The 23,866-nt window shown below is 71.2% G+C and carries 25 protein-coding genes; 10 read left to right on the top strand and 15 right to left on the bottom strand.

The features are described 5' to 3' along the window. Positions 1-139 precede the first annotated feature (139 nt). Positions 140-571 carry a hypothetical protein gene (locus tag J5X75_RS46030; protein WP_372450914.1) on the top strand — a complete coding sequence of 144 codons (432 nt, stop codon included), beginning with the start codon at positions 140-142 and terminating at the stop codon, positions 569-571. Between the two features lie 71 nt (positions 572-642). Here J5X75_RS46030 and J5X75_RS20285 read toward each other — a convergent pair whose 3' ends face one another. The 4 genes from J5X75_RS20285 to J5X75_RS20270 all read right to left on the bottom strand — a co-directional run bounded on the left by J5X75_RS20285 (position 643) and on the right by J5X75_RS20270 (position 4,204). Beyond that, the gene (locus J5X75_RS20285; RefSeq protein ID WP_208468964.1) at positions 643-1,128 is read right to left on the bottom strand and encodes a ribose-5-phosphate isomerase; all 486 of its coding nucleotides are present in this window, start codon (positions 1,126-1,128) and stop codon (positions 643-645) included. 12 nt (positions 1,129-1,140) lie between these two features. Then, positions 1,141-2,058 carry an alpha/beta hydrolase gene (locus J5X75_RS20280; protein WP_208468963.1) on the bottom strand — a complete coding sequence of 306 codons (918 nt, stop codon included), beginning with the start codon at positions 2,056-2,058 and terminating at the stop codon, positions 1,141-1,143. Then, positions 2,058-3,254: a DUF1015 family protein gene (locus tag J5X75_RS20275; RefSeq protein WP_208468962.1), complete on the bottom strand. Its 1,197-nt coding sequence runs from the start codon at positions 3,252-3,254 to the stop codon at positions 2,058-2,060. Before J5X75_RS20275 ends, J5X75_RS20280 begins: the two co-directional genes overlap by 1 nt. Before the next feature lie 317 nt (positions 3,255-3,571). Beyond that, complete coding sequence (locus J5X75_RS20270) at positions 3,572-4,204, bottom strand: mycothiol-dependent nitroreductase Rv2466c family protein (RefSeq protein WP_188121362.1); 633 nt, start codon at positions 4,202-4,204, stop codon at positions 3,572-3,574. 101 nt (positions 4,205-4,305) lie between these two features. On the opposite strand from J5X75_RS20270, the gene pepN reads away from it, so the two are divergent. Then, positions 4,306-6,861, top strand: coding sequence for an aminopeptidase N (gene pepN, locus J5X75_RS20265; protein WP_208468961.1), 2,556 nt, complete (start codon positions 4,306-4,308; stop codon positions 6,859-6,861). A 135-nt stretch (positions 6,862-6,996) separates the two neighbouring features. Continuing rightward, positions 6,997-7,542 (top strand): Uma2 family endonuclease, encoded by a 546-nt coding sequence (locus J5X75_RS20260; RefSeq protein ID WP_238488655.1) that lies wholly within the window; start codon positions 6,997-6,999, stop codon positions 7,540-7,542. 5 nt (positions 7,543-7,547) lie between these two features. Here J5X75_RS20260 and J5X75_RS20255 read toward each other — a convergent pair whose 3' ends face one another. Together J5X75_RS20255 and J5X75_RS46560 are read right to left on the bottom strand one after the other, a co-directional pair. Beyond that, entirely contained in the window at positions 7,548-7,943 is a 396-nt protein-coding gene (locus J5X75_RS20255; RefSeq protein ID WP_208468959.1) for a DUF5130 family protein, read from the bottom strand. Continuing rightward, the gene (locus J5X75_RS46560) at positions 7,930-8,157 is read right to left on the bottom strand and encodes a hypothetical protein (RefSeq protein WP_443607219.1); all 228 of its coding nucleotides are present in this window, start codon (positions 8,155-8,157) and stop codon (positions 7,930-7,932) included. Before J5X75_RS46560 ends, J5X75_RS20255 begins: the two co-directional genes overlap by 14 nt. 246 nt (positions 8,158-8,403) lie before the next feature. Here J5X75_RS46560 and J5X75_RS20250 point away from each other — a divergent pair, with 246 nt between their 5' ends. Beyond that, positions 8,404-8,883 (top strand): hypothetical protein, encoded by a 480-nt coding sequence (locus J5X75_RS20250; protein WP_208468958.1) that lies wholly within the window; start codon positions 8,404-8,406, stop codon positions 8,881-8,883. A 7-nt stretch (positions 8,884-8,890) separates the two neighbouring features. Further along, on the top strand, positions 8,891-9,700 hold the full coding sequence (locus tag J5X75_RS20245) for a class F sortase (protein WP_208468957.1): 810 nt from the start codon (positions 8,891-8,893) through the stop codon (positions 9,698-9,700). On the opposite strand, the gene J5X75_RS20240 is transcribed toward J5X75_RS20245, so the two are convergent. Next, positions 9,697-10,245, bottom strand: a complete 549-nt coding sequence (locus J5X75_RS20240) for an HNH endonuclease (protein ID WP_183227749.1) — start codon at positions 10,243-10,245, stop codon at positions 9,697-9,699. The two genes, J5X75_RS20245 and J5X75_RS20240, sit on opposite strands and share 4 nt — an antisense overlap. 190 nt (positions 10,246-10,435) lie before the next feature. Between J5X75_RS20240 and J5X75_RS20235 the strand changes: the two genes are divergently transcribed. The 4 genes from J5X75_RS20235 (at position 10,436) to J5X75_RS20225 (ending at position 14,721) form a co-directional block, all read left to right on the top strand. Next, complete coding sequence (locus tag J5X75_RS20235) at positions 10,436-11,527, top strand: mechanosensitive ion channel family protein (protein ID WP_208468956.1); 1,092 nt, start codon at positions 10,436-10,438, stop codon at positions 11,525-11,527. Between the two features lie 198 nt (positions 11,528-11,725). Beyond that, complete coding sequence (locus tag J5X75_RS20230) at positions 11,726-13,003, top strand: MFS transporter (protein ID WP_307798177.1); 1,278 nt, start codon at positions 11,726-11,728, stop codon at positions 13,001-13,003. Continuing rightward, the gene (locus J5X75_RS44450) at positions 13,000-13,389 is read left to right on the top strand and encodes a globin (protein WP_307798176.1); all 390 of its coding nucleotides are present in this window, start codon (positions 13,000-13,002) and stop codon (positions 13,387-13,389) included. The genes J5X75_RS20230 and J5X75_RS44450 overlap by 4 nt, the downstream gene beginning before the upstream one ends. 63 nt (positions 13,390-13,452) lie before the next feature. Beyond that, positions 13,453-14,721, top strand: a complete 1,269-nt coding sequence (locus J5X75_RS20225; protein ID WP_208468955.1) for a delta-60 repeat domain-containing protein — start codon at positions 13,453-13,455, stop codon at positions 14,719-14,721. Between the two features lie 125 nt (positions 14,722-14,846). On the opposite strand, the gene J5X75_RS20220 is transcribed toward J5X75_RS20225, so the two are convergent. The 5 genes from J5X75_RS20220 to J5X75_RS20200 all read right to left on the bottom strand — a co-directional run bounded on the left by J5X75_RS20220 (position 14,847) and on the right by J5X75_RS20200 (position 18,913). Continuing rightward, entirely contained in the window at positions 14,847-15,428 is a 582-nt protein-coding gene (locus tag J5X75_RS20220) for a type III secretion system chaperone family protein (RefSeq protein ID WP_208468954.1), read from the bottom strand. A gap of 129 nt (positions 15,429-15,557) precedes the next feature. Continuing rightward, positions 15,558-16,217 (bottom strand): DUF8185 domain-containing protein, encoded by a 660-nt coding sequence (locus J5X75_RS20215; RefSeq protein ID WP_208468953.1) that lies wholly within the window; start codon positions 16,215-16,217, stop codon positions 15,558-15,560. Then, a complete protein-coding gene (locus tag J5X75_RS20210) occupies positions 16,214-16,633 on the bottom strand; it encodes an acyl-CoA thioesterase (protein ID WP_208468952.1) in 420 nt (139 codons plus the stop codon). The genes J5X75_RS20215 and J5X75_RS20210 overlap by 4 nt, the downstream gene beginning before the upstream one ends. Then, positions 16,626-18,302 carry an energy-dependent translational throttle protein EttA gene (gene ettA, locus J5X75_RS20205; protein ID WP_208468951.1) on the bottom strand — a complete coding sequence of 559 codons (1,677 nt, stop codon included), beginning with the start codon at positions 18,300-18,302 and terminating at the stop codon, positions 16,626-16,628. The genes J5X75_RS20210 and ettA overlap by 8 nt, the downstream gene beginning before the upstream one ends. Before the next feature lie 95 nt (positions 18,303-18,397). Next, positions 18,398-18,913, bottom strand: coding sequence for a hypothetical protein (locus J5X75_RS20200; protein ID WP_307798175.1), 516 nt, complete (start codon positions 18,911-18,913; stop codon positions 18,398-18,400). Between the two features lie 138 nt (positions 18,914-19,051). Here J5X75_RS20200 and J5X75_RS20195 point away from each other — a divergent pair, with 138 nt between their 5' ends. After that, positions 19,052-20,458 carry an alpha,alpha-trehalose-phosphate synthase (UDP-forming) gene (locus J5X75_RS20195; protein WP_208468949.1) on the top strand — a complete coding sequence of 469 codons (1,407 nt, stop codon included), beginning with the start codon at positions 19,052-19,054 and terminating at the stop codon, positions 20,456-20,458. Between the two features lie 62 nt (positions 20,459-20,520). Here J5X75_RS20195 and cobA read toward each other — a convergent pair whose 3' ends face one another. The 3 genes from cobA to cobC are packed head-to-tail and all read right to left on the bottom strand — an operon-like array spanning position 20,521 to position 23,827. Then, positions 20,521-21,729, bottom strand: a complete 1,209-nt coding sequence (gene cobA / locus J5X75_RS20190; RefSeq protein ID WP_208468948.1) for a uroporphyrinogen-III C-methyltransferase — start codon at positions 21,727-21,729, stop codon at positions 20,521-20,523. Next, positions 21,726-22,778 (bottom strand): nicotinate-nucleotide--dimethylbenzimidazole phosphoribosyltransferase, encoded by a 1,053-nt coding sequence (gene cobT / locus J5X75_RS20185; RefSeq protein WP_208468947.1) that lies wholly within the window; start codon positions 22,776-22,778, stop codon positions 21,726-21,728. The genes cobA and cobT overlap by 4 nt, the downstream gene beginning before the upstream one ends. Continuing rightward, positions 22,775-23,827, bottom strand: a complete 1,053-nt coding sequence (gene cobC, locus J5X75_RS20180) for an Rv2231c family histidinol phosphate aminotransferase CobC (protein WP_238488548.1) — start codon at positions 23,825-23,827, stop codon at positions 22,775-22,777. Before cobC ends, cobT begins: the two co-directional genes overlap by 4 nt. Positions 23,828-23,866 lie beyond the last annotated feature (39 nt).

The raw sequence follows: 23,866 nt of genomic DNA, 5'->3' as shown, positions 1-23,866 counted from the left end.
ACGCCGTCGCCGCCGCGTGCGCCCCTCCTCGGCATCCGCCGGGGCGGCCACCGGCACGCCCACGGCCGACTCCACCGCACCGGCCGAGCCCGTCACCGAGCCGGGGGCCGCTTCCACCGTGCCGGTGCCGGGTCCACCGATGCCGGGTCCGGCCGTGCCCGGTCCGGCGGTGCCGGGTCCGCCGGTGCCCGCCCCACCGCCGGTGCCCGGCCCGCCGCCGCGCTCAGCCGCCGTGACGGCGCTCGGAGCACCGGGACGGCCGTCCGGCTCGGCCGCCGTGACGGCTCCGGAGAGTGAGAGCCCTCGGCCGTCCACCGACAACGGCGGGCAGCGGCCGTCCCGTGGCGGTCCGCCCCGCCGCGCCGGTTCCGGGCCGGGCGGCGAGGACCGGGAGGCCGAACGCGGGCTGCGCGGCCTGGTCGGTTCCGGGTCGTCGCAGGTGAGCGTGGGAGCCGCGCTGCGGGCCAGGGACGCCTCCCGGCCCACCGACGAGGACCTGGCCGAGGCGGAGGAGAGCCTGCCGATCGTCCGGCGCAACTGGCTGCCCCGCGAGGAGTTGCCCCGCCGCTGAAGTGCCTCAGCTGGTCACCAGTGCTGTTTCCACGCGTGGGAAACAGCTCTGACGACCAGCTGAGGTGAGGCTCAGGCGACGGCGGCGGAGTCCGGCAGCTCGGGCAGCTCGCGGGCGACCTCGTAGTCGGTGAGCTGGCCGATCCGGCGGGCGTGCCGGGCGTCGCCGGAGAACGGCGTCGCGATGAACGCCTCGACGAACGCGGTGGCCTCGTCGAGGGTGTGCTGGCGGGCGCCGATGGCGATCACGTTGCTGTCGTTGTGCTGCCGGGCCAGCTCGGCGATCTCGGTCTTCCAGACCAGCGCGGAGCGTACGCCGGGGACCTTGTTCGCGGCGATCTGCTCACCGTTGCCCGAGCCGCCGATCACGATGCCGAGCGAACCCGGGTCGGCGACCACCTTGGCACCGGTGTGGAAACAGAACGCCGGGTAGTCGTCCTCGGCGTCGTAGACGTGCGGTCCGACGTCGACCACGTCGTGCCCCTGCTTGTTCAGGTGGTTCACGAGATGGTTCTTCAGCTCGAAGCCGGCGTGGTCGGAACCCAGGTAGAGACGCATGACAGAAGTCTTTCAGAAGGTGAGGGCCGAACGCAGGGCGGACGCCACCTGATCAGCCGCGGCCCGGGCGGCGTCGATGGTGGCCAGTTTGCGGGCGAAGCCGTGGTTCACACCCATGTAGCGGGTGTGCACCACCGGGACGCCCGCGGCGATCAGCGCGTCGGCGTAGTCGGCGCCCTCGTCGCGCAGCGCGTCGTACTCGGCGGTGATCAGCAGGGTGGGCGGCATCCCGGACAGGTCGGCGACCGCGAGCGGCGCCACGTCCGGGGTGAGCCGGCGCACCGGATCGGGGACGAACGTCTCCCAGGCCAGCTTCATCGAGGCCCGGTCCAGGCCGTACCGGCCCACCTCGTCGTACGACTCGGCGGAGGTCAGCGGGTCGAGGGCCGGGTAGATGAGCACCTGGAAGTCGAGCGGGGTGGCCGCGTCGCGCTGCCGGCGGGCGGTGACGGTGGCGAGCTGGCCGCCCGCGCTGTCGCCGCCGATGGCCAGCCGGGAGACGTCGAGCCCGAAGTCGGCGCCGGAGCGGCGCAGATAGGACACGACCGTCTCGGCGTCCTCGACGGCGGCCGGGAAGACGTGCTCCGGGGCGAGGCGGTAGCCGACCGACACCACGGCGCAGCCGGAGCGCTCGGCGACCCGGCGGCAGAACCGGTCGACGGTCTCGATGCTGCCGTAGCACCAGCCGCCGCCGTGCAGGTAGACCAGGACCGGAGTCCCGGTCCGGGTGGCGTAGAGACGGCAGGGCACGCCGTCGGCGTCGAAGTCGGCGACCACCGGCAGGGGCAGGGCCGGGCCGGTCTCCGCCTCGTTCGACTCCTCCATGGCCGCCCGCACGCCGAGCAGACGCTGGTACGGGTCGGCGGCCAGCTCCTCCGAAGACGGCCGCCGACGCAACGCGGCGGCGGCCGTGACCTGCGGGTGGAGCATCAGCGGATGTCGGCGAGAACCAGGCCGCCGCGAGCCTTCGGGGTGAACCAGGTGCTCTTGCGGGGCAGCTTGAGCCGCTCCAGGTTCACCTCGACGAAGTCCTCCACGGTGACCGGGGCGATCAGGACGGCCAGCTCGGCACGGCCGGCGTCGACCTCGCCGCGCAACCACTCGACCGGGTAGTCGCCGCCGATGTAGGAGATCCGCTTGTCGCCCGGGTCGAGGCCCAGCGAGTCGCGCAGCAGGACGCGCTCGACGAGGGCGTGATCCAGGTTCTCCACCGTGCTGCCGGCCGGATCGGTGGGCAACTCCAGGGCGAAGGTGCGGCCGGCGGCGTACATCTCGATGGTGCCCTTGGGTGGCAGCTGCGCGGCGCGCGGCAGCTCGGTGACCGTCGCGCCGGCCGCGCGGAGCCTCTCGCGCAGCTCGTCGAGTGACGCGGGCAGCTCGCTGACCAGCCGGTTGTAGGGCTGGATGAACACCGAGGCCGGGGTGGTGACGACGGCCAGGAAGCGCTCCAGCCCGCCGGTCTGCGCGGCCAGGCTGCGATGGTTGCCGTCGGCGACCACCAGTTCGCCGCCACCGGCCAGGGCGAGCAGCCGGTCCTGCGACTCGCCGGGGCCGACCGGCCAGATCGCATGGGTACGCCCGGAGCCGTCCACATCGGTGGCGGCCGGCTCGCCGGCCGCGTCGATCGCCTCGGCCAGCGCGGCGTGCAGTTCCTCGCCGCGGCCGGTCTGCAGCAGCAGCACCGGGGAGAGCAGGGTGTTGACCGCCTCGGCCAGCGCGACCCGCTCGCGGACCTTGCTGATGAAGACGTCCTCGTTGCGGATGACCAGGCCGGGCTCGTCGGCGCTGGTGGAGATCTGGCCGGTCTCGACCATGCTCCACAGGCCGTAGGCGGGCGCCTCGCCCGGTGCGGTGATGCGGTAGAGCACCACGACGTGCTCAGCCTGCCGGTACTTCTCCTCGGCCTGATCGCGCTGCAGGCGGACCACGGCGTCCGGCAGCGACTCGAGGAAGGACTTCCCGAGGGACTCGGGCGCGAGGTGCGGCATCTCGACGGCCAACGCGCTGTGCGGGTTGGCCTTGATGATGTCGGTGATTTCGGCGTCGTCGGCGAACTCGTCGTAGTTCTGGGCCCCGGTACCCCCGTTGGTGATCCAGGCCCGGCTGATCGGGTGCACGACCGTCATGGCAGGCAACTTACCCGGCATGCCGCCTGCGCCCACCAGCCGGAGTCGTCCGGGGTGACCTGCTCAACCGTGCCCCGGCGGAGGAATTCACCGCGCGTTCGGCGGGCGCTGCCGTGACGGTCACCGGAGGAGCCAGCATAGAAGCCACTTCTGGTGACAAATCGGTCCAGAATCCGCGCTGGACGCTGAAACTCGAACCGATCGGCTCGCACTGCGGCATACCCGCCTCCGCGTTGGGTGAGGTGTACATCACCCCATCCAACGACGGGCGAAAGGCCGAGCATCGTTTTTCGGGGGCCTTCGCCCCCGAAAAGCAACTAATCGAAGATGGGGCCGAGGTCGCGGCTGCGCTTCAGCTCGTAGAAGCCCGGGGTGCCGGCGACGAGGACCACGCCGTCCCAGAGCTTGCCGGCCGCCTCACCCTTGGGCGCCGGGGTGATCACCGGGCCGAAGAAGGCGACCGTCTCCCCCGGGTTCGGGCCGGGAGCGTGGATGACCGGGGTGCCGACGTCGGTGCCGACCGGCTTCATGCCGGCGTTGTGGCTGGCCCGCAGCGCCTCGTCGCGGGCGTCGGTGTGCGCCGCCTCGGCCAGGCCCGGGTCGAGGCCGACCTCGGCCAGCGCCTCCTGGAACAGCTTCGGGTCCTCGATGTCGTACTTCTGGAGGTGGATCCGGGTGCCCAGAGCGGTGTAGAGGTCACGCAGGACCGCCGGGCCGGCGGCCTCGGCGGCCGCGATGCAGACCCGGACCGGGCCCCAGCCCTTGGCCAGCAGCTCCTTGTAGCGCTCGGGAAGCTCGTCGCGGCCCTCGTTGAGAACCGACAGGCTCATCACGTTGAACCGGACGTCCAGTGGACGGACCTTCTCCACCTCCAGCAGCCAGCGGGAGGTGATCCAGGCCCACGGGCAGAGGGGGTCGAACCACATGTCGACGGTGGCACGTTCTGTCATGCTTCGATCTTCCTCCTTCTTCCGCCGCCAGTCGGGGTGAGTTGCGTCGCCGTCGCCGCATAGGCTTCGGGTAAACGCAGTCAGCTCGAAGGAGAGTGCACGTGGCCGGTGTTCACAACCTGACCCAGGTCGAGGCTGCCGAGCGTGGTCGATTGCTCGAGGTGACCGGGTACGACATCACCCTTGACCTGACCGACGGGCACGGCAACCCCGGCTCCGACACGTTCCGGTCCACCGCAGTGATCAATTTCCGGTGCGCCGAGCCCGGTGCGGCGACGTTCGCCGAGGCGGCGGCCGCCGAGATCCACTCCGCGACGCTGAACGGCGCCCCGCTGGACCTCAGCGGATGGTCCCCGGAGACCGGCCTGCCGCTGTCCGGCCTCGCCGCCGAGAACACCCTGGTGGTCTCCGGCGACTTCAAGTACTCGGCCAGTGGCCAGGGCCTGCAGCGCAGCCTCGACCCGGTCGACAAGGAGGTCTACCTCTACAGCCAGTTCGAGACGGCGGACGCCCAGCGGGCGTACGCGTGCTTCGACCAGCCCGACCTCAAGAGCGTGTTCACGTGGCACGTGACCGCTCCCGGGCACTGGAAGGTCGTCTCGAACATGCCGGTGGAGTCGGAGGAGGAGGCGGGCTTCGGCGCGAAGACCGTCCACTTCACCACCTCACCGCGGATGAGCACCTACATCACCGCGATCTGCGCCGGTCCCTACCACGAGGTGCGCGACTCGCACGACGGCATCGAGCTGGGCGTCTTCTGCCGCGCCTCGATGGCCCGCCACCTGGACGCCGACGACCTGTTCCTGATCACGAAGCAGGGCTTCGACTTCTTCCACGAGCAGTTCGGGGTGCGCTACCCGCTGCCGAAGTACGACCAGCTCTGGGTGCCGGACTTCAACGCCGGCGCGATGGAGAACTTCGGCTGCGTGACGCACGCCGAGTCGCACTACATCTTCCGGTCGCAGGTGACCGACTACGAGTACGAGCAGCGCGCCAACACGATCCTGCACGAGCTGGCGCACATGTGGTTCGGCGACCTGGTCACCATGCGCTGGTGGAACGACCTGTGGCTGAACGAGTCGTTCGCCGAGTGGGCCAGCCACTGGTGCAACACCGAGGCCACCCGGTTCTCCGACGCCTGGTCGACGTTCCTGTCCATCCGCAAGGCCTGGGGCTACCGGCAGGACCAGCTGTCCTCCACCCACCCGGTGTACTGCGAGATGCCGGACCTGGAGGCCGTCGAGGTCAACTTCGACGGGATCACGTACGCCAAGGGCGCCAGCGTGATCAAGCAGCTGGTGGCGTACGTCGGCCTGGACCCGTTCCTGACCGGTCTGCGCGCCTACTTCGGCAAGTACGCCTGGGGCAACGCCACATTCGACGACCTGCTCACCGAACTGGAGGCGGCGTCCGGCCGGGAGCTGCGCAAGTTCGCCGCGCAGTGGCTGGAGACGGCCCAGGTCAACACGCTGCGGCCGGTCGTCGAGATCGACGCGGACGGCAACTACGCGAGCGTCGTGGTGTCGCAGGAGGCGCCGGCCGACTACCCGACGCTGCGGACCCACCGGATCGGCGTGGGCCTGTACGACCTCGACGGCGACCGGCTGGTCCGGCGCGAGCTGATCGAGGTGGACGTGGCCGGCGAGCGGACCGCGATCACCGCCCTGACCGGGGTGCGGGCCGCGGACCTGCTGCTGCTCAACGACGAGGACCTCACCTACGCGAAGCTGCGGCTGGACGAGCGGTCGCTGGCCACCCTGGTGGGCCACATCGCCGGGTTCGACTCGGCGCTGCCGCGGGCGCTGTGCTGGGCGGCCGCGTGGGACATGCTGCGCGACGCCGAGATGGCGACCCGCGACTACGTGGCCCTGGTGGTCGCCGGGCTGCCGGCCGAGGACGACGTCAACCTGGCGACCGCCACGCTGCGGCAGGCCGCCACGGCGCTGACCAGCTTCGCCGACCCGGAGTGGGCGCCGAACGGCTGGGCCGCCCTGGCCGGCCTGGCGGAGACACAGCTGGCGTCCGCCGAGCCGGGCAGCGGGTGGCAGCTCACCTGGGCGCGGGCGTTCATCACCGCCGCCCGTACGCCGGAGCAGGCGGCCGTGCTGCGCGGCTGGCTGACCGGCGGGTCCAAGCCGGAGGGGCTGGTCGTCGACACCGAGCTGCGCTGGTCGCTGCTGCAGGCGCTGTCCGCGCTGGGCGCCGCCGGGGAGTCCGAGATCGACGACGAGCTGGCCGCCGACAAGACGGCCAGCGGCGAGCGGGAGGCGGCGATCGCCCGGGCGCTGCTGCCCACGCCGGAGAACAAGGCGCGCGTGTGGGCCGAGCTGACCGGCCCGAAGGCGCCGCCGAACTGGCTGAACCGGTCGCTGCTCCAGGGCTTCCAGAGCACCCGGCAGGTGGCCCTGACCGCGCCGTACGCGGAGAAGTTCTTCGAGGTCGTCGCGGACGTGTGGGCGCACTCGGACAGTGAGCCGGCGCAGGAGTTCGCGATGCTCGCCTACCCGGCCTACCAGATCAGCGACGAGACGGTGGCCCTCACCGACGCGTGGCTGGCCCGGGAGGGGCATCCGGCGTCGCTGCGGCGGCTGGTCGCCGAGGGCCGGGACGGGGTGCTGCGGGCGCTGAAGGCCCGGGCGAAGGACCGCTCCGCCTGACCGGATGTGATGACGGCCCGTCCCACTTTGGTGGGGCGGGCCTTTCACATGTGGCAACTTGCCGCCGCGTTGGCCACGGGAAACAACTCAGTGTGAGTAGTCTGACACTCCCCGGTGATGGAGGTGGCCTTGACAATGCTGAGCCAGGTTTCCCCGGTGCGGTGGAGCGCGCCGGAAGGCCGGTGGACGGAGCCGGACCTGCACCTGTTCCCCCAGGACGGGCACCGGTACGAGATCCTCGACGGCAGCCTGCACGTCACTCCACCGGCCGACCCGCGACACGACTCGATGGTCGAGAGCGTGGTCACCACGCTGCGCTCGGCGGCCCCGCCCGGCTGGTGGGTGTGCGCGCGGCTCGGCATCGAGATGGGCACCAGCAACCTGGTGCCGGACGTGACCGTGCTGCGGCCGCACTCCTCCGGGTCGATCTGGGTCGACCCGGCGGACGTCGCGCTGGTGGTGGAGATCGAGTCGGAGGAGACACGGCGTTACGACCGGCTGCTCAAACCGGCCGTGTACGCGGCGGCCGGCATCCCCGCCTACTGGCGGGTGGAGGCCGGGCCGGTGCTCCGCGTCCATGCGCTGGTGGGCGAGTCCTACCAGGCGCTCGAGGACGCCGACGGCCAGGTCGAGCTGGACAGTCCCTACCCGATCCGGGTGAACCCCGCCCAGTGGCGCTAGGCGGGTTACGCCGCCCCGGCGTGGGTGGCCAGCTGGTCGATCCCGATGAGCAGGCCGTTGGCCAGGTCGCCGCCGGCGAAGGACGCCGCCATCGACAGGCCGGCGAGCTTCGCGTCCCGGTCGGAGATCCGCTTGCGGGCGTCGGCGCCGGTGACGATCTCCAGCTTGCGCTGGTTGGGCGACACCGCGATCAGGACCGCGCGCTGCGGGTCACGGGTCTGCCGGTGCAGTTCCTCGGCGGCGTCGCGCAGCGGCTCGCCGAGGTCGCCCAGGTAGATGCTGAAGTTGAGCCCGGTCACCTGGTCGGCGACCCGGAGCGCCTCGTCGAGACGCAGCAGCTGCCGGGTCGAGAAGGGACCCTCGGCGGGCTGCTCGAGCGGGGTGACCTCACCAACTGTCACTTGCGCCTCCTGTGGGACCTGGCCGGACCGGTGCGCCGGAACTGTCCTCGATGACCAGTCCGGTGTGACCGGCGGACGCCGGTGCGACCTGCTTCGGCGTCGCGGTGAACCACATCGCCGGGAAGTCGTAGGGACGCCCCGGGCGGTAACGGCGATCCGGCTTCGACCGGTCGGAGCCGGCGAAGACGAGAGTCGAGATCGTCCCGATGATCACAACCGGAATGATCACGAAGACCAGAACGGTGCTGATTACTGACAACTGAACGCCCCCAGGCGCCGGATGATCCTGCGTATTCCGAACATCAATCACCGTAGCGGAGCGCTGGTCGTACCGGACCGTCGGGTCTCGAACCGGGGTCTCACGCCGTCGGGATCTACGCGGATCGCGCTCGCAGGTGCGAAAATCACCCTCACGCGCCGTCCGCGTGCTTTCGGTCGCGAACGGCAGGAGGGGGATCCTATGCGTACGTCCGTCCCCGCCGCTGCGGCGGCGCTCATCCTCGTTCTTCTGGGTGTCCCGTCCGGAGCGCGGGCGGCCGCCGTCTTCGTGGAGCTGAACCCGAGCACCGTCCCGGCCGGTGACGAGCTCTCCATCCGGGCGTCCTGCGAGGACAATCTCAAAGCGGCCACGGTGACGGCCGAGCCGATCGGCTCGGTCACCGTCTCACCGGAGTTCGGCTTCCTGACCGCGACGGTACGGGTGCCGGCCGACACCGAACCCGGCGACTACCCGGTGGCCCTGCGCTGCCAGGAGGGCGGCGCCGCGACGACCACCCTGCACGTGGTCGCGGGCGTCGAGCCGAGCCGTGGCCCGGCCACCGGCGGCGGGGGCACCGCCGGGGGCGCGATCGGGTCGACGCTGATCGGCGGCGGCCTGCTCGCCGTACTGGCCGGGCTGGGTCTCGGCGTCGTGTCGCTGCGCCGCCGGCGACTCGGCTGAGGCGGCCGTGGCCCGGGAGGAGACCCCGCCGTCCGGCGCTCGCGTGCCGGAGGCGGTCGCGCGCAAGCGCCCGGCCCAGGTGATCACGGCGCCGCCGCCCGGGGTGGTCACCGGGCCGTTGCCGCCCACGCCGGTGACCCGTGGGCGGTCACCGTTCCGGATCCCGCTGCCCCGGCGGATGCCGACGCCGCCCCCGGTGCGGGGCCGCCGCGCCGGGACCATCGGGGTGATCGCGCTGGTGCTGCTCTTCCTCGGGCTGTTCGTGGTCGGCATGGGTCTGGGTTTCGCGACCGGCTTCGACGTCGGCGGCCTGTTCCGCGGCCCGGACAAGCCACCGCCCCGGGAGTACCCGGTCCTGGATCCGAGCCGCCCGGAACGACTGGAGATCCCGGCGCTGCGGGTGTCGGCGCCGGTGCTCGAGGTGGGGCTGGCCAACGACGGCTCGGTGGACGTCCCACCGCTGAAACGGCACAACGAGGCCGGCTGGTTCGAGGGCGGCCCGACCCCGGGACAGTACGGCCCGGCGCTGATCGTGGGGCACGCCGACACCCGCACCGGCCCGTCGGTCTTCCACAAGCTGGACACGATGAAGCCGGGCCAGGAGATCCGGGTCTGGCGCGCGGACGGCACGAAGGCGGTCTTCGAGGTCAACTCGGTGGAACGGTTCGACAAGAACGAGCTGCCGGCCAAGCGGGTCTACGGCGACTACACGCGCCCGCTGCTGCGCCTCATGACGTGTGGTGGGCGATGGCTGGGCGGGGAGGAGGGCTACGAGGACAACATCGTCGTCTTCGCCTCCCTGGTCGCGAAGGGTTAGGCCGCCTCGGCGGTCTCGACCGGGGCGGGCGGCAGGTCCAGCCAGTCCATCCAGCGCGGATCGGGGGTCCGGTGCCCGAGCACCCGCCAGGCCACGCCGCGCGGGGCGGCCGGCAGCGCGTGCAGGCGCCACCCGAGCTCGGCCGGGGTCTTGTCACCCTTGCTGTGGTTGCACTTGGCACAGGCGGCGACCACGTTGTCCCACGCGTGCAGGCCGCCCCGGCTGCGCGGGAAGACGTGGTCGATGGTCTCGGCGGAGCCGCGGCAGTAGGCGCAGCGGCCGCCGTCACGGGCGAAGACGGCCCGGCGGGAGAGCCCGACATGCGTGCGGTACGGAACCTTCACATACCGCGTGAGACGAACCACGGAGGGGACCGGGAGGGTGTGGTGGGCACTGTGCAGGATGCCGTCGCCGTCGGAGACGCACTCCGCCTTGGCGGTCAGGACGAGGATGGTCGCTCGACGCACCGATACGACGCACAGCGGCTCGTAGGTAGCGTTCAGCACCAACGCGGAAGAGCCAACCGTGGGTCGTATGTCAGGCATCGCAATCACCCTTCCGGTGTCAGTTGCTTTTGACCGCTCCCATAGCCCATGCGTGTGTGATGTGGGCCTCGCCGTACGGGGCCCGTGCGCCAATAGTCCCTGATGAATAACCAAATTGCGAGCACAATCTGTGGCTACGCGGTAAACGTCAGAGGTCTTCACCCGGCCGGACCCGGTAGCTTCTGTCCCCGTGTTCCTCTTAGCTCCCCCCACCCCTTCACCTTCGTCGCCGGACCTCTACACGAGCCCCGACGTCAAAAAGGCTTGCGGCGAGAACGTTCTCTGTGACCGGATCGTCGAGTGGACCGGCAGCCAGTGGCTGGGCAACAGCAGCTACGTGGTGGTCATCAAGCCACTGCGGATCATCGGGATCATCCTGATCGCGATGCTCATCCGGTGGCTGCTGCACCGTGCCATCTCCCGGCTGGCGTCGAGCACCTCGCGCGCCTCGATGCCGGCGCTGCTGAGGCCGCTCAAGGAGAAGGTGACGGTCACCGCCGAGGAGGGACAGTTCATCCCGGAGCGGCGCCGCCAGCGGGCCGAGGCGATCGGTTCGGTGCTGCGCAGTTTCGTCAGCGCGGTGGTCTTCACGATGGCCGCGCTACTGGTGATGGGTGAGCTCGGCTTCAACCTGGGACCGCTGCTGGCCAGCGCCGGCATCGTCGGTGTGGCGCTCGGCTTCGGCGCGCAGAGCCTGGTCAAGGATCTGATCGCCGGCCTGTTCATGCTGCTGGAGGATCAGTACGGCGTGGGCGACACGGTCGACCTGGGCGAGGCGACCGGTGTGGTGGAGAGCGTCGGGCTGCGGATCACCACGGTCCGCGACGCCCGCGGTGTGCTGTGGTACATCCGCAACGGTGAGATCGTCCGGGTCGGCAACAAGAGCCAGGGTTGGGCGATGGTCGTGGTCGACATCCCGATCGGCTTCGTCAGCTCGGAGGAGGCGATCGCGGTACTGAGGACCGCGGCCGAGTCGGTGGCGGGCGAGCCGGAACACCAGACCGAGTTCCTGGAGCCGCCGGAGGTGATCGGCGTCGAACAGCTCACCGTGGACGGCGCGGTGATCCGGACGATCGCCAAGACCACCGCGGACAGTCAGGTGGTGATCCAGCGGGACCTGCGCCGGGCGCTGACCGAGTCGCTGGAGACCTCGGGGCTGTCCGAGCGGATCGCGGCGTCCCGGCTCCTGCCGCGCAGCGCCGTTCCGCCCGCGTGGATGGGCGGCAACGAGAATTCCTCGCCCTCCGCGACCGAGCCGCAACGCCCCGGTGGACCCACCTGACCAGCACTTAAGGCACAGGACCCGATTCCACCTCGCCCGAACGGCCAATCTTCGACTCGACTTCACTAGCATCGACTAGGACGATCGGGCAGAATCCGCTACAGATTCTGCTCATGCGGCGCGCCCATCCCCCGAGATCAGCGGGCGCGCACGGCCTTCGTCGTGCTTCGGCGATCGTCGAAAGCGATGGAGGCTTCGGTGGCGAACGACCCCAGAACGGCTACACACAGTGGGGGAAACGCTACTTTCCGAAGCCTCTTCCGCCTGCGGGAGTACCGCGCGGTCTATCTCGCGACCCTGATCAACTGGCTCGGCGACTACCTGTCCCGGGCCGCCGTGACGGTGCTGGTCTACCACAAGAGCCAGTCGGTGCTGCTCTCCGCGGCCTCGTTCGCGGTCGGCTTCCTGCCCTGGATCGTCGGGCCGCTGCTGTCCGCGATCGCCGAACGCTACCCGTACCGCCGGGTCATGATCGTCGCGGACCTGACCCGGATGGCCCTGATCGCGCTGCTGCTCGTGCCGCACATGCCGGTGCCGCTGATGCTGCTCATCCTGCTCCTGGCCGGGCTCGCCGCGCCGCCCGCGCAGGCGGCCCGCTCGGCGCTGCTGCCGGAGCTGGTCGGACGGGAACGGCTGCCGCTGGCCACCGCGCTCCAGCAGACCGCGAGCCAGACCGCCCAGGTGGTCGGCTACCTGGCCGGCGCCACCCTGGCCGTCGCCCTCACCCCGCGGATCGCGCTCGGCCTGGACGTCCTGACCTTCCTGGTGTCGGCGCTGCTGGTGGCGTCCGGGGTGCGGCCGCGGCCGGCCACGAACCCGGACGGCGGGCGGACCCACCTGCTGCGGGAGACCGGCGAGGGGTTCCGGCTGGTCTTCTCCCACCCGCTGCTGCGCTCCATCGTGACCGTGGTGTTCACGGTCACCGTCTTCGCCATCGTCCCGGAGGGGCTCGCCGCCGCCTGGGCCGTCGAGGGCACCCCCGGTCACAGCTCGTCGAACCTCGACCAGGGCCTGATCATGGCGGCCGGGCCGTTCGGGTTCGTCCTGGGCGGCATCCTGTTCAGCCGGCTCGTGCCCGCCGACCGCCGGGCGCGGCTCGTCCCGTACCTCGCGGTGTCCATGCCGTTGCTGCTCGTGCCGTCGATCTTCGCGCCGCCGGCGCCGTTCGTCGCGGCGCTGGTGATGCTCTCCGGGCTGACCCAGGGCGCGCTGCTGCCGACCCTCAACGCGAACTTCACGCTGGCCCTGCCGGACGGCTACCGGGCCCGTGCCTTCGGGGTCGTCGGCAGCGGGGTGCAGATCACCCAGTTCACCGCCGTCATCGTCACCGGCACCCTGGCCGACCATTTCCGGCTGCCGCTCGTCGTCGGGCTGTGGAGCATCGGCGGCGCCGTGGTGATGCTTCTCATCGTTCTGTCCTGGCCGCGTCAGGGCGCACCGGAACCCGCCGCGGGTGCTGGCAGGATGGAGAGGTGACCCTCTTCGAAGCCGTCGGCGGCGAACCCACGTTCCGGCGCCTCGTGGACAAGTTCTACGAGGGCGTCGCGGAAGACCCGCTGCTGCGCCCGATGTACCCGGAGGAGGACCTGGGGCCGGCCGCCGACCGGTTCACGCTCTTCCTCATCCAGTACTGGGGCGGCCCCAGCACGTACTCGGACAGTCGCGGGCATCCCCGGCTGCGGATGCGGCACGCGCCGTTCCGGGTCGACGCGGAGGCCCGCGACGCGTGGCTGCGGCACATGCGGGTGGCGGTCGACTCCCTCGGTCTGCCCACGCCGTACGAGGCCGAGCTCTGGGACTATCTCGAGCGAGCGGCACATTTCATGGTGAACACGATGGATACCGCGGAGCCCGCGCACTGACAGTGTCGCGACCGGCGATGACTCGTTGATCGTAATGTCACTAACGATCTCGGGAGCCGTCTCATGCGCCGTCGCCTGCTCGCTGCCGCCGCTGTCGCGGTCGTCGCCGTTCCGGCGGTGATCGATACCGTGCCGGCCACGGCCGACCGCGCCCACCCGTCGGTGGTCTCCGACAATCCGGTGGACTGGACGCCGCACGTGCTCGACGGGACGGTGTGGTCGATGGCGCTGGTCGACGACACGGTGGTGGTCGGCGGGGCCTTCACCAAGGTGGCTGACAGCAGCCGGCGGCAGACCTACGAGCGGAAGAACATCTTCGCGTTCGGGCTGCACGACGGCGAGATCCGGACCTTCGCCCCGCGGGTGGACGGTGCGGTCTACTCGCTGGCCGCCGGCCCCGACCACTCGGTGTACATGGGTGGCGCGTTCAAGACCGTCAACGGGGCGCAGCAGCGCGGCCTGGCCCGGATGTCGATGCGTGACGGCAGCCGCTACGGCTCCTTCAACGCCCGGGTCAACTGGGGTGACATCCGGGCGATCGTCAGCCGGGGTGAACGGCTCTACGCCGGTGGCACCTTCTCGGCGGTCAACGGGGTGCAGCGGGTCGGGCTGGTCCGGCTCAACGGCGAAACCGGCTCCGTGGACCAGGGCTTCGACGCGCGGCTGGCCGGACCGGGCCTGAAACGGACCCGGGTTGAGCACTTCGACGTCTCACCGGACGGCACCCGGCTCATCGCGGTCGGCGCCTTCCTGCGGTCGGGCGGCGCGGATCGTACGCAGATCGCGCAGTTCGACGTCGGCGGCTCCGGAGCCGGCCTGACCAACTGGTACACCGACGCGTTCAAGCCGACCTGCATGAAGGGCTTCGACACGTACCTGCGGCAGGTGAAGTTCTCACCGGACGGGTCGTACGTCGTGGTGGCGGCGACCGGCCGGGCGTCGTCGGCGCAGAAGCTGTGCGACTCGGCCGCCCGGTTCGAGGTCCGGAGCACCGGACGGCAGAACCCGACGTGGGTGCAGCGCACCGGCGGCGACTCCCTGTACGCGGTGGCGATCACCGGGCCGGCCGTCTACCTGGGCGGGCACCAGCGGTGGTTCGACAACCCGTACGGCACGGACGGCAACGGGCCGGGGCCGGGCGCGGTCTCCCGGCCCGGTATCGGCGCGGTCAGCCCGAGCACCGGCAAGGCCCTGGAGTGGAATCCCACCCGGTCCCGGGGCGTCGGCGTGCGGACCTTCCTGGTCACCCCGGACGGCCTGCTCGTCGGCTCGGACACCGACCAGCTGGGCCGCGAATACCACGGCCGAATCGGCATGTTCCCCTTGCGCTGAATCCCGCGATTCGCCGCCGGTGACTCAGGGCACGATTTTTCGACGCCGCGGGGTGTGCGGTGGCGGAAAATCGTGCCCTGAGTCACCGGTTACCAGGCGAATCGCCGCGGAGCGAAGCGGAGCAATCAGAGCAATGCTCCCTCGTCGTGGAGCCAGTCCACGAAGGAGGTGGCCACCGCGGCGCCGCAGTCGAGCAGCTCGACCAGCAGGGTGTCATGGACGCCCGCGGCGAGGGGGACCTGGAGCTCCGCGTAGATCGGGAGCTGCCCCCGCTCGGTGGGGTCGCCGACGTAGGCCTTGCAGAAGCGGCGTGTGTGGTTCCACTCGTTGACCACCCGGTAGGCGCGGTCGGCCCAGTCCGGCGGGACGGTCGCGTGCGGGCGGGCCCGCATCACCAGGATCTCGTCGTCCGGCCCCTCCAGGGTGAACAGCACGGCGTGCCGCTCCCACATCGCCAGGAGGCTGCCGCCGCCGTCGGCGAGGAACCGGATGTCGAGCAGATCGAGCGCCTTACCGACGCGCGCGAGCTGCACCGGCAGGACCAGATCGGACGATCCGGTCGCGGACAGTTCGGACGGAGCTCCGGAGCGGCTGGGCTCGCGCTGGGCCGGGACACCGACGCGAACGGAGCTCTGCACCGCCACCTCGCCACCGGTATCCGGCTCATCGCTCGCAGCCGATCCCGGACGCCATGACCACCACGGCATCGTGTGCACCTCACTCCCCAACAGACCCAGAGCCGGGTGTTGCAGTGGATCCGAGGGCAGACGGTACCCGTACCGTTCCTGAAGGTCATCCCCCTAACGAGAGGGCGGGACCGGAAGAACGAGGTGGCGTCACCCTTTCGGGTGACTCACCATCGGCATAACAGTCAATTTGTGAACGCTCTGTCGCCAAGCTACTCCATATGGTGCAGAAATTCCCACCCAGCCGCTTGCCACCCGAACCCTCACCTCCGCGGGATCCGCGTCCCGCGGACCGAGGAAACCCATCCGGGCGACGGCCTGGACGAGACGCTGGGAGATCTGTACGGGAGCGCCGTCCTCGGGCGTGACGACGAGCGCGACGTGATCCAGGAGCGCGTCGCGAACCGCGCGCTGCCCGACCGCCCGGCCCGGGAAACCGCCCGAAGCGACCTCCCGCAGCGTCCCGGCGGCCGCCGCGGCGAGTTGGGCCAGCTCGGCGCCGGAGATCGACTCGACGGCCCGGCTGGCGGCCGGCGGCAGCGGCCACCGCCACTGCGTGTCCCGGCGTTCCGGCAGGGCCTCCCCGCCGGCGGCCAGCACGGCCAGCAGTTCGGCGGCGGAGACGGTGGCGTCGCCCGGGCCGGGGCCGGCCACCTCACGGGTGACCAGCACCTCCCAGGGAAGCCGGGCCCAGAGCGCGGTCCGCCCGCCGGAGGACCGGAGCCGGACCGGCGCGGCCGGATCGAGCCGGGTGAGCCGCGCCAGGAACGCGCCCGCGTCGGGAACCCCGAGCAGGCCGTGCGAACTCATGACCGGTCCTCGGCGTCGACGTACGGCGCCAGGAACTCCCGTTCGGCGTCGGAGAGGCGGCGCGGATGCCCCTTGACCAGGTTGTACGGCACACACACGGATTTCGCCCGGCTGGCCAGCACACCGTCGTCGAACAGCTCGTAGGAGACCGTGAACGCCGCGGCCCGCAGCTCGGAGACCCACATCTCGATGCGGACCGGGTCACCGAAGTCGATCGGCCGCACGTAGTCGATCTCGTGGCGGGCGATCACGATGCCCTCCTCGAAGGAGCCCAGGCCGTGCGCCTTGGCCCCGACGAAGAACATCGCCACCCGCGCCTCCTCGTAGAGAGTGAGGAAGCGAGCGTTGTTGACGTGCCCGTACGCGTCCATGTCGGACCAGCGCACGGGCACGTCGTAGATGAAACGCTCAGTCACGGGTGAGCTTGCGGTAGGTCACCCGGTGCGGTCGGGCCGCCTCGGCGCCCAGCCGGTCGATCTTGTTCTTCTCGTACGCCTCGAAGTTGCCCTCGAACCAGAACCACTTGTCCGGGTCCTCGTCGGTGCCCTCCCAGGCCAGCATGTGCGTGGTGACCCGGTCCAGGAACATCCGGTCGTGGGAGATGACCACGGCGCAGCCGGGGAACTCCAGCAGCGCGTTCTCCAGGCTGGAGAGGGTCTCGACGTCGAGGTCGTTGGTCGGCTCGTCGAGCAGGATCACGTTGCCGCCGATCTTCAGCGTCATCGCGAGGTTGAGCCGGTTCCGCTCGCCACCGGACAGCACCTTGACCGGTTTCTGCTGGTCCGGGCCCTTGAAGCCGAAGGCGGCCACGTAGGCGCGGGACGGCATCTCGACCTTGCCGACCATCATGTAGTCGAGGCCGTCGGAGACGACCTCCCAGACGGTCTTGCCGCCGTCGAGGCCGGCCCGGTTCTGGTCGACGTAGGACAGCTTGACCGTCTCACCGACCCGCACCGAACCGGCGTCCGCCTGCTCCAGCCCGACGATGGTCTTGAACAGCGTGGTCTTGCCGACGCCGTTGGGGCCGATGATGCCGACGATGCCGTTGCGCGGCAGCGAGAACGACAGATGATCGATCAGGGTACGGCCGTCGAAGCCCTTGACCAGGTCCTTCGCCTCGATGACGGTGTTGCCGAGACGCGGGCCCGGCGGAATCTGGATCTCCTCGAAGTCCAGCTTCCGGGTCTTCTCCGCCTCGGTGGCCATCTCCTCGTACCGTTCGAGACGGGCCTTGCTCTTGGTCTGCCGGGCCTTGGCGTTGGACCGGACCCACTCGAGCTCCTCGGTGAGGCGCTTCTGCAGCTTCTGGTCCTTGCGGCCCTGCACCGCGAGGCGGGCGGCCTTCTTGTCCAGGTAGGTGGAGTAGTTGCCCTCGTACGGGTACGCGTGGCCGCGGTCCAGTTCGAGGATCCAGGTGGCGACGTTGTCCAGGAAGTACCGGTCGTGGGTGATCGCGATGACCGTGCCGGCGTACTTGGACAGGTGCTGCTCCAGCCAGTTCACACTCTCGGCGTCGAGGTGGTTGGTCGGCTCGTCGAGCAGCAGCAGGTCGGGCGCTTCGAGCAGCAGCTTGCAGAGCGCGACGCGGCGGCGCTCACCACCGGAGAGCTGGGTGACGTCGGCGTCCGGCGGCGGGCAGCGCAGCGCGTCCATCGCGAGTTCGAGCTGGGCGTCGATGTCCCAGGCGTTGGAGTGGTCCAGTTCCTCCTGGAGCCGGCCCATCTCCTCCATCAGCTCGTCGGTGTAATCGGTGGCCATCTGCTCGGCGATCTTGTTGAACCGCTCGAGCTTGTCCTTGGTCTCCGCGACCGCTTCCTCGATGTTGCCGAGGACGGTCTTCTCCTCGTTCAGCGGCGGCTCCTGCGCCAGCATGCCGACCGTGTAACCGGGCATGAGCCGGGCCTCGCCGTTGCTCGGCGTGTCCAGGCCGGCCATGATCTTCAGCAGGCTGGACTTACCGGCGCCGTTCGGGCCGACCACACCGATCTTGACGCCTGGCAGGAAGTTCAGCGTCACGTTGTCGAGCACGACCTTGTCGCCGTGCGCCTTACGCGCCTTCTCCAGGACGTAGATGAACTGGGCCACGGTGTGCCCTACCTCCGAGATCGTGGGTTGTCGGTGCCGGAATCAAAGGACAATCTTTCCACCTGCCCGCGCGCGGCGAACGGCAACCCCGGCTGTCACTCCGGGACGACGTCCTGTTCCTCGACCCGGCCGTCCTCGTGCGTGATGATCAGCTTGTCGGCGTTGACCGCGAAGATGGCGCCGTCCTCGGCCGCCGCCCAGAACTCGCGGCCGGCATCGTCGTGGCTCACGTTGTCCAGGAACAGCGCCGTCTTGTTCTCCACCCACTTCGCCTCCCCGCCGCCCTTGTTCGCGTGGTAGTAGAGGTGCGCCGCCTCGTCCTGGCAGATCCAGACGACCGTACGGCTCTCGGTCCGCACGCGCAGCACCTGGCGCAACTCCCCGACGGCGCCCGCCTTCTCGCCCATCGCCTGCGTCTCCGGCCGGCACAGCGGCCCCACCGCCAGCAGGCTGGGCCCCTGCGAGATGCCCGGTTCGGGGTTCTTCGCCTCACGGCCGCGGGAGAGCACATACCCGGTGACCAAGCCGCCGACCGTCAGCACCGCCGTGGCGATCACCACAGGGATGAACAACGGCCGCCGTCGCTGGGAATGATCATCGAGCGGTGTCACCGGCACAGGATGACACCCGGTTCCCGGCGGGTCCATCACGCCTCGGCCCGGGCGGTCGGGTGGAGGTGGTGAGAGAGCGGGAGCTTACACACAGTAGGCTCATCTTGGGAACAGAAACCACTCGGAGGTGTACTCAGCGTGGCCCAACGAAGTTCCTTCGTCGTCGTCGCCAACCGTCTGCCCGTGGACGAGGTCACCACGACGGACGGTGAGAAACAGTGGCGACCCAGTCCGGGTGGCCTGGTCACGGCCCTGCATCCGGTGCTGGCTCAGCACCGCGGCACCTGGATCGGCTGGGCCGGCGGGGACGGACCAGCGCCCGAGCCATTCGAACTCGAAGGCATCCACATCCATCCCGTTCCACTCAGCGCCGAGGAGCTGGAGCGCTACTACGAGGGGCAGTCCAACGCGACGATCTGGCCCCTCTACCACGACGCGGTGGAGACACCCGTCTACAAACGACGCTGGCGGGAGACGTACCGGGTGGTCAACCACCGGTTCGCGCAGGCCGCGGCGGAGGTGGCCGCCGAGGGCGCCACCGTCTGGGTGCAGGACTACCAGTTGCAGCTGGTCCCGGCCATGCTCCGGGAGATGCGGCCGGACCTGCGGATCGGGTTCTTCCTGCACATCCCGTTCCCGCCGATCGAGCTGTTCATGCAGATGCCCTTCCGGGCCGAGATCCTGCGCGGGCTGCTCGGCGCCGACCTGGTCGGCTTCCAGCAGCGGCTGGCCGCGCAGAACTTCGTCCGCCTGGCCCGGCACCTGCTCGGGCTGCGCTACGAGGGCCAGTCGATCCAGGTGGACGGCCGGCGGGTCAAGGCCGGCGCCTTCCCGATCAGCATCGACACCGCCGACATGGAGAAGCTCGCCGCCGACCCGGCGGTCCAGGCCCGGGCCAAGCAGATCCGGGCCGAGCTGGGCGATCCCAAGACCATCGTGCTCGGCGTCGACCGGCTGGACTACACCAAGGGCATCGAGCTGCGCCTCAAGGCGTTCCGGGAGCTGCTCGCCGACGGCAAGCTCAACGTCGGTGAGGCGGTGATGGTGCAGGTCGCCACGCCGAGCCGGGAGCGGGTCGAGCACTACCAGACGCTGCGGGTGCGGGTGGAGCGCGAGGTCGGCCGGATCAACGGCGAGTTCGGCCGGGTCGGCACGCCGGCCGTGCACTACCTGCACCAGTCGGTCAGCAAACAGGAGCTGGCCGCGATGTACGCGGCGGCCGACGTGATGATGGTGACCCCGCTGCGCGACGGGATGAACCTGGTCGCCAAGGAGTACATCGCCTGCCGGGGCGACACCGGCGGCGCGCTGGTGCTCAGCGAGTTCGCGGGCGCCGCCACCGAGCTGCGGCAGGCGTTCCTCTGCAACCCGCACGACCCGGACGGGGTGAAGGACGCCCTGCTGCGGGCGGTCGGCGCCGAACGGGCCGAGCTCAAGCGCCGGATGCGGGTCATGCAGCGTCATCTGCGGACCCACGACGTGGCCCGGTGGGCCAAGACGTTCCTCGACGAGCTCGGCGTCGACGACGAGAAGACCCGGGACTGAGATCGGGCGCCGGGCCGTTTTCGGCCCGGCGTCCCTTCTTTCCGGTACGGGTGACGCGCGCTTCAGCTCGAAACGGGCGTCACGCTCTCGCCGACCGCGACGACGTCGCCGATCACGACGACCGCCGGAGGCCGGATCCCCGCCGTCGCGGCCTCCTCGGCCACCGTGCCCAGCGTGCTGGTCAGCGACCGCTGGTGGGCCGTCGACCCCTCCTGCACGACCGCGACCGGGGTGTCCGCCGAGCGGCCCTCGGCGATCAGCCGCGCGGCGATCAGCGGCAGGTTCTTCAGGCCCATCATCACCACGACGGTGCCGCGCATCCGGGCCAGCGCCGCCCAGTCGACGAGCGTGTCCGGATGGTCCGGCGGGATGTGCCCGGAGACGACCGTGAACTCGTGCGCCACCCCGCGGTGGGTGACCGGGATGCCGGCCAGGGCGGGCGCCGCGATCGAGCTGGTCACCCCGGGGACGACCAGCACCGGCACACCGGCCCGGGCGCACGCCAGCGCCTCCTCGCCGCCACGGCCGAAGACGAAGTTGTCGCCGCCCTTGAGCCGGACCACGAAACGGCCCTGGCTCGCCCGGTCCACCAGGATGCGGTTGATCTCCTCCTGGGCGGCCTGCGGACCGTACGGGATCTTGGCGGCGTCGATCAGCTCGACCTCGGGGCGCAGCTCGCCGAGAAGCATGCCGGGGATCAGCCGGTCGGCCACCACCACGTCGGCGGCGGCGAGCAGGCGACGGCCCTTCACGGTGATCAGCTCGGGGTCGCCGGGGCCGGCCCCGACCAGGGCCACCCCCTTGAGCTCGGGCGCGGCCGGCGGGGTGGCCTCCAGGACACCGGCCACCATGTCGCGCACCGCCATGGCCCGGCGACGGTCGCCACCGTCGGTGACCGCCACGGTCACCTGGCCATGCCGGGTGACGGCCGGGGTCCACGCGGTGGCCGCGTCCCGGTCGTCCGCCCGTACGCAGAAGATCCGTTGATCCTCGGCCGCCAGGCTGACCTGCGCGGCCGCCTCCGGATCGTCGATCGCGACATGGACCAGCCACGCGCCCTCGACGTCGGCGGGCGCGAAGCGCCGCGGCGTCCAGACGGCCCGGCCGGCGTCGACGTGCCCGCGCAGCGTGGGGGTCAGCTCCGGCGCCACGATCTCGACCCGGGCGCCCGCCGCGATCAGCGCCGGCACCCGGCGGGTGGCGACGGTGCCCCCGCCGACCACCAGCACGCGGCGGCCCTCGATCCGCAGGCCCAACGGATAGATGCTCACTTCTCGGACACTCCCGCCGCATCGAACGTCGCCACCTCGTGCAGCACGCGCACGGCGGCCGACACGACGGGCAGGGCCAGCACCGCGCCGCTGCCCTCGCCGAGGCGCATGCCCAGGTCGAGGAGCGGTTCCAGGCCGAGGTGGGCGAGCGCCACGGTCGCGCCCGGCTCGGCGGAACGGTGCCCGGCGACCATGGCGGCCACCGAGTCCGGGGCGAAGGCCGCCGCCGCGACCGCGGCCGACGCCGCGATCACACCGTCGACGATCACCGGTACGCGGCGCGCGGCGGCGCCCAGGATGAACCCGGTCAGCGCGGCGTGCTCCAGGCCGCCGACCGCGGCGAGCACGCCCAGCGGGTCGGCGGGATCGGGTACGTGCCGCTGGAGGGCGGCCGCCACCACGGAGATCTTGTGGTGGTACGTCTCGTCGTCGACGCCGGTGCCCCGCCCGGTCGCCGCCTCCGCGGACGCGCCGGTGAACACGGCGATCAGCGCCGCGGCCGGGGTCGTGTTGGCGATGCCCATGTCGCCGGTGAGCAGCGCGCGGGCGCCCTGGTCGACGAGGGTCGTGGCGACCTGGATGCCGACCTCGACGGCGGCCAGCGCCTCCGCACGGGTGAGCGCCGGGCCGGCCGTCATGTCCCGGGTGCCACGCCGCACGTTCGCGTCCAGCAGGTTCGGCCCGCCGTGCAGCGGGACGGCGACGCCGACGTCGACCACCATGACGTCCGCGCCGGCCTGCCGGGCGAACGCGTTGACCACCGCGCCGCCGGCCACGAAGTTCGCCACCATCTGGGCGGTGACCTCCTGCGGCCACGGCGTCACCCGCTGGGCGTGCACCCCGTGGTCGCCGGCGAAGACCGCGACGGTGGCCGGCTCCGGCAGCGGCGGCGGGCACACCCCGGCCAGCCCGGCGAGGCGCACCGACAACTCCTCCAGCGCGCCCAGCGAACCGGCCGGCTTGGTGAGCCGCGCCTGCAACTCGCGGGCGGCGGTCATGGCCCCGTCATCGGCGGGCCGGATGGCCGCCAGGGTGGTCTCCAGCGTCACGGTCGCTCCTCGATCACTTCGGTCAGAGTCTGCACGAATCCGTCAGTGGTGGCAGTGTCGCGCACCGCAATCCGGAGCCAGTCGAGGCCCAGCCCCGGGAAGGTGTCGCCACGTCGTACCGCGTAGCCGCGTCGGCGCAGCTCAGCGCGTATCTGATCGGCGGCGGGGAGGCGTACCGGAACGAACGCGGAGGCCGGGTCGCCCGGGACCGTGACGCTCGGCACTCGCCGCAGCCGTTCCACCAGATGGGCACGCTCGGCGGCGAGGGCCGCCGCGATCTCCCGCTCGGTCGCGACAGCGACCGGCGAGGCGCAGGCGGCGGCCGCGGCGAGCGCCGGTGTGGAGACCGCCCACAGCGGCTGTACGGCGGCCAGCCGGCGCAGCAGGTCGGCCGGCCCGAGCAGGTAGCCGATGCGCAGGCCGGCCAGGCCCCAGGTCTTGGTGAGGCTGCGCAGCACCACCAGGCCGGGCAGGTCGCGGCGCTCGGCCAGGGACTCCGGCTCACCCGGCACGCCCGGCCGGAAGGTGGTGTCGGCGAACGCCTCGTCGACCACCAGCACGCGCCCCGGGCGAGCCAGTTTCGCCAGGTCGGCGGCCGGGTGCAGAACCGACGTGGGGTTGGTCGGGTTGCCGACGAAGACCAGGTCGGCGTCGTCCGGAACCAGCCCCGGATCGAGCCGGAAGCCGTCCGATTCGCGCAGGATCACCCGCTCCACCCGGTGGCCGGCGTTACGCAGGGCCGCCTCCGGCTCGGTGAACTGCGGATGCACCACGACCGGCCGCCGGGCGCCCCGCAACGCCTGCGCGAGCAGCACGAAACCCTGGGCGGCGCCCGCGGTGAGCAGCACCTCGGCCGGGTCGCGGCGGTGCCGGGCGGCGACGGCCGCGGTGGCGGCGCGGTCGTCCGGGTACGCCGAGAGCTCGCTCAGCGACGCCGTGATCGGCCCGGCCAGCCAGGCGGGCATGGCCTGGTGCCGCACGTTGACCGCGAGATCGATCAGGCCCGCGCCCACCTCGGCGTCGCCATGATGATCGAGGTCGAAACTCATGGGCTCAGCATGCCGGACGGCCGACCACGCCACACTTCG

It is taken from the genome of Actinoplanes flavus, from assembly GCF_017592555.1.
Classification (GTDB): Bacteria; Actinomycetota; Actinomycetes; order Mycobacteriales; family Micromonosporaceae; genus Actinoplanes; species Actinoplanes flavus.
Note: the sequence above shows the minus strand (reverse complement) of the source record. Positions and strands in the feature narration are given on the sequence as shown.

Excerpts from the sequence above, each read along its gene's own strand:
- cobC (WP_238488548.1), bottom strand. The coding sequence starts at position 23,827 with ATGAGTTTCGACCTCGATCATCATGGCGACGCCGAGGTGGGCGCGGGC.
- J5X75_RS20270 (WP_188121362.1), bottom strand. The coding sequence starts at position 4,204 with ATGACAGAACGTGCCACCGTCGACATGTGGTTCGACCCCCTCTGCCCG.
- J5X75_RS20225 (WP_208468955.1), top strand. The coding sequence starts at position 13,453 with ATGCGCCGTCGCCTGCTCGCTGCCGCCGCTGTCGCGGTCGTCGCCGTT.
- J5X75_RS20280 (WP_208468963.1), bottom strand. The coding sequence starts at position 2,058 with ATGCTCCACCCGCAGGTCACGGCCGCCGCCGCGTTGCGTCGGCGGCCG.
- J5X75_RS20285 (WP_208468964.1), bottom strand. The coding sequence starts at position 1,128 with ATGCGTCTCTACCTGGGTTCCGACCACGCCGGCTTCGAGCTGAAGAAC.
- J5X75_RS20260 (WP_238488655.1), top strand. The coding sequence starts at position 6,997 with ATGCTGAGCCAGGTTTCCCCGGTGCGGTGGAGCGCGCCGGAAGGCCGG.
- J5X75_RS20275 (WP_208468962.1), bottom strand. The coding sequence starts at position 3,254 with ATGACGGTCGTGCACCCGATCAGCCGGGCCTGGATCACCAACGGGGGT.
- J5X75_RS20240 (WP_183227749.1), bottom strand. The coding sequence starts at position 10,245 with ATGCCTGACATACGACCCACGGTTGGCTCTTCCGCGTTGGTGCTGAAC.
- J5X75_RS20220 (WP_208468954.1), bottom strand. The coding sequence starts at position 15,428 with ATGCCGTGGTGGTCATGGCGTCCGGGATCGGCTGCGAGCGATGAGCCG.
- J5X75_RS20250 (WP_208468958.1), top strand. The coding sequence starts at position 8,404 with ATGCGTACGTCCGTCCCCGCCGCTGCGGCGGCGCTCATCCTCGTTCTT.
- J5X75_RS20215 (WP_208468953.1), bottom strand. The coding sequence starts at position 16,217 with ATGAGTTCGCACGGCCTGCTCGGGGTTCCCGACGCGGGCGCGTTCCTG.
- J5X75_RS46030 (WP_372450914.1), top strand. The coding sequence starts at position 140 with ATGCCGGGTCCGGCCGTGCCCGGTCCGGCGGTGCCGGGTCCGCCGGTG.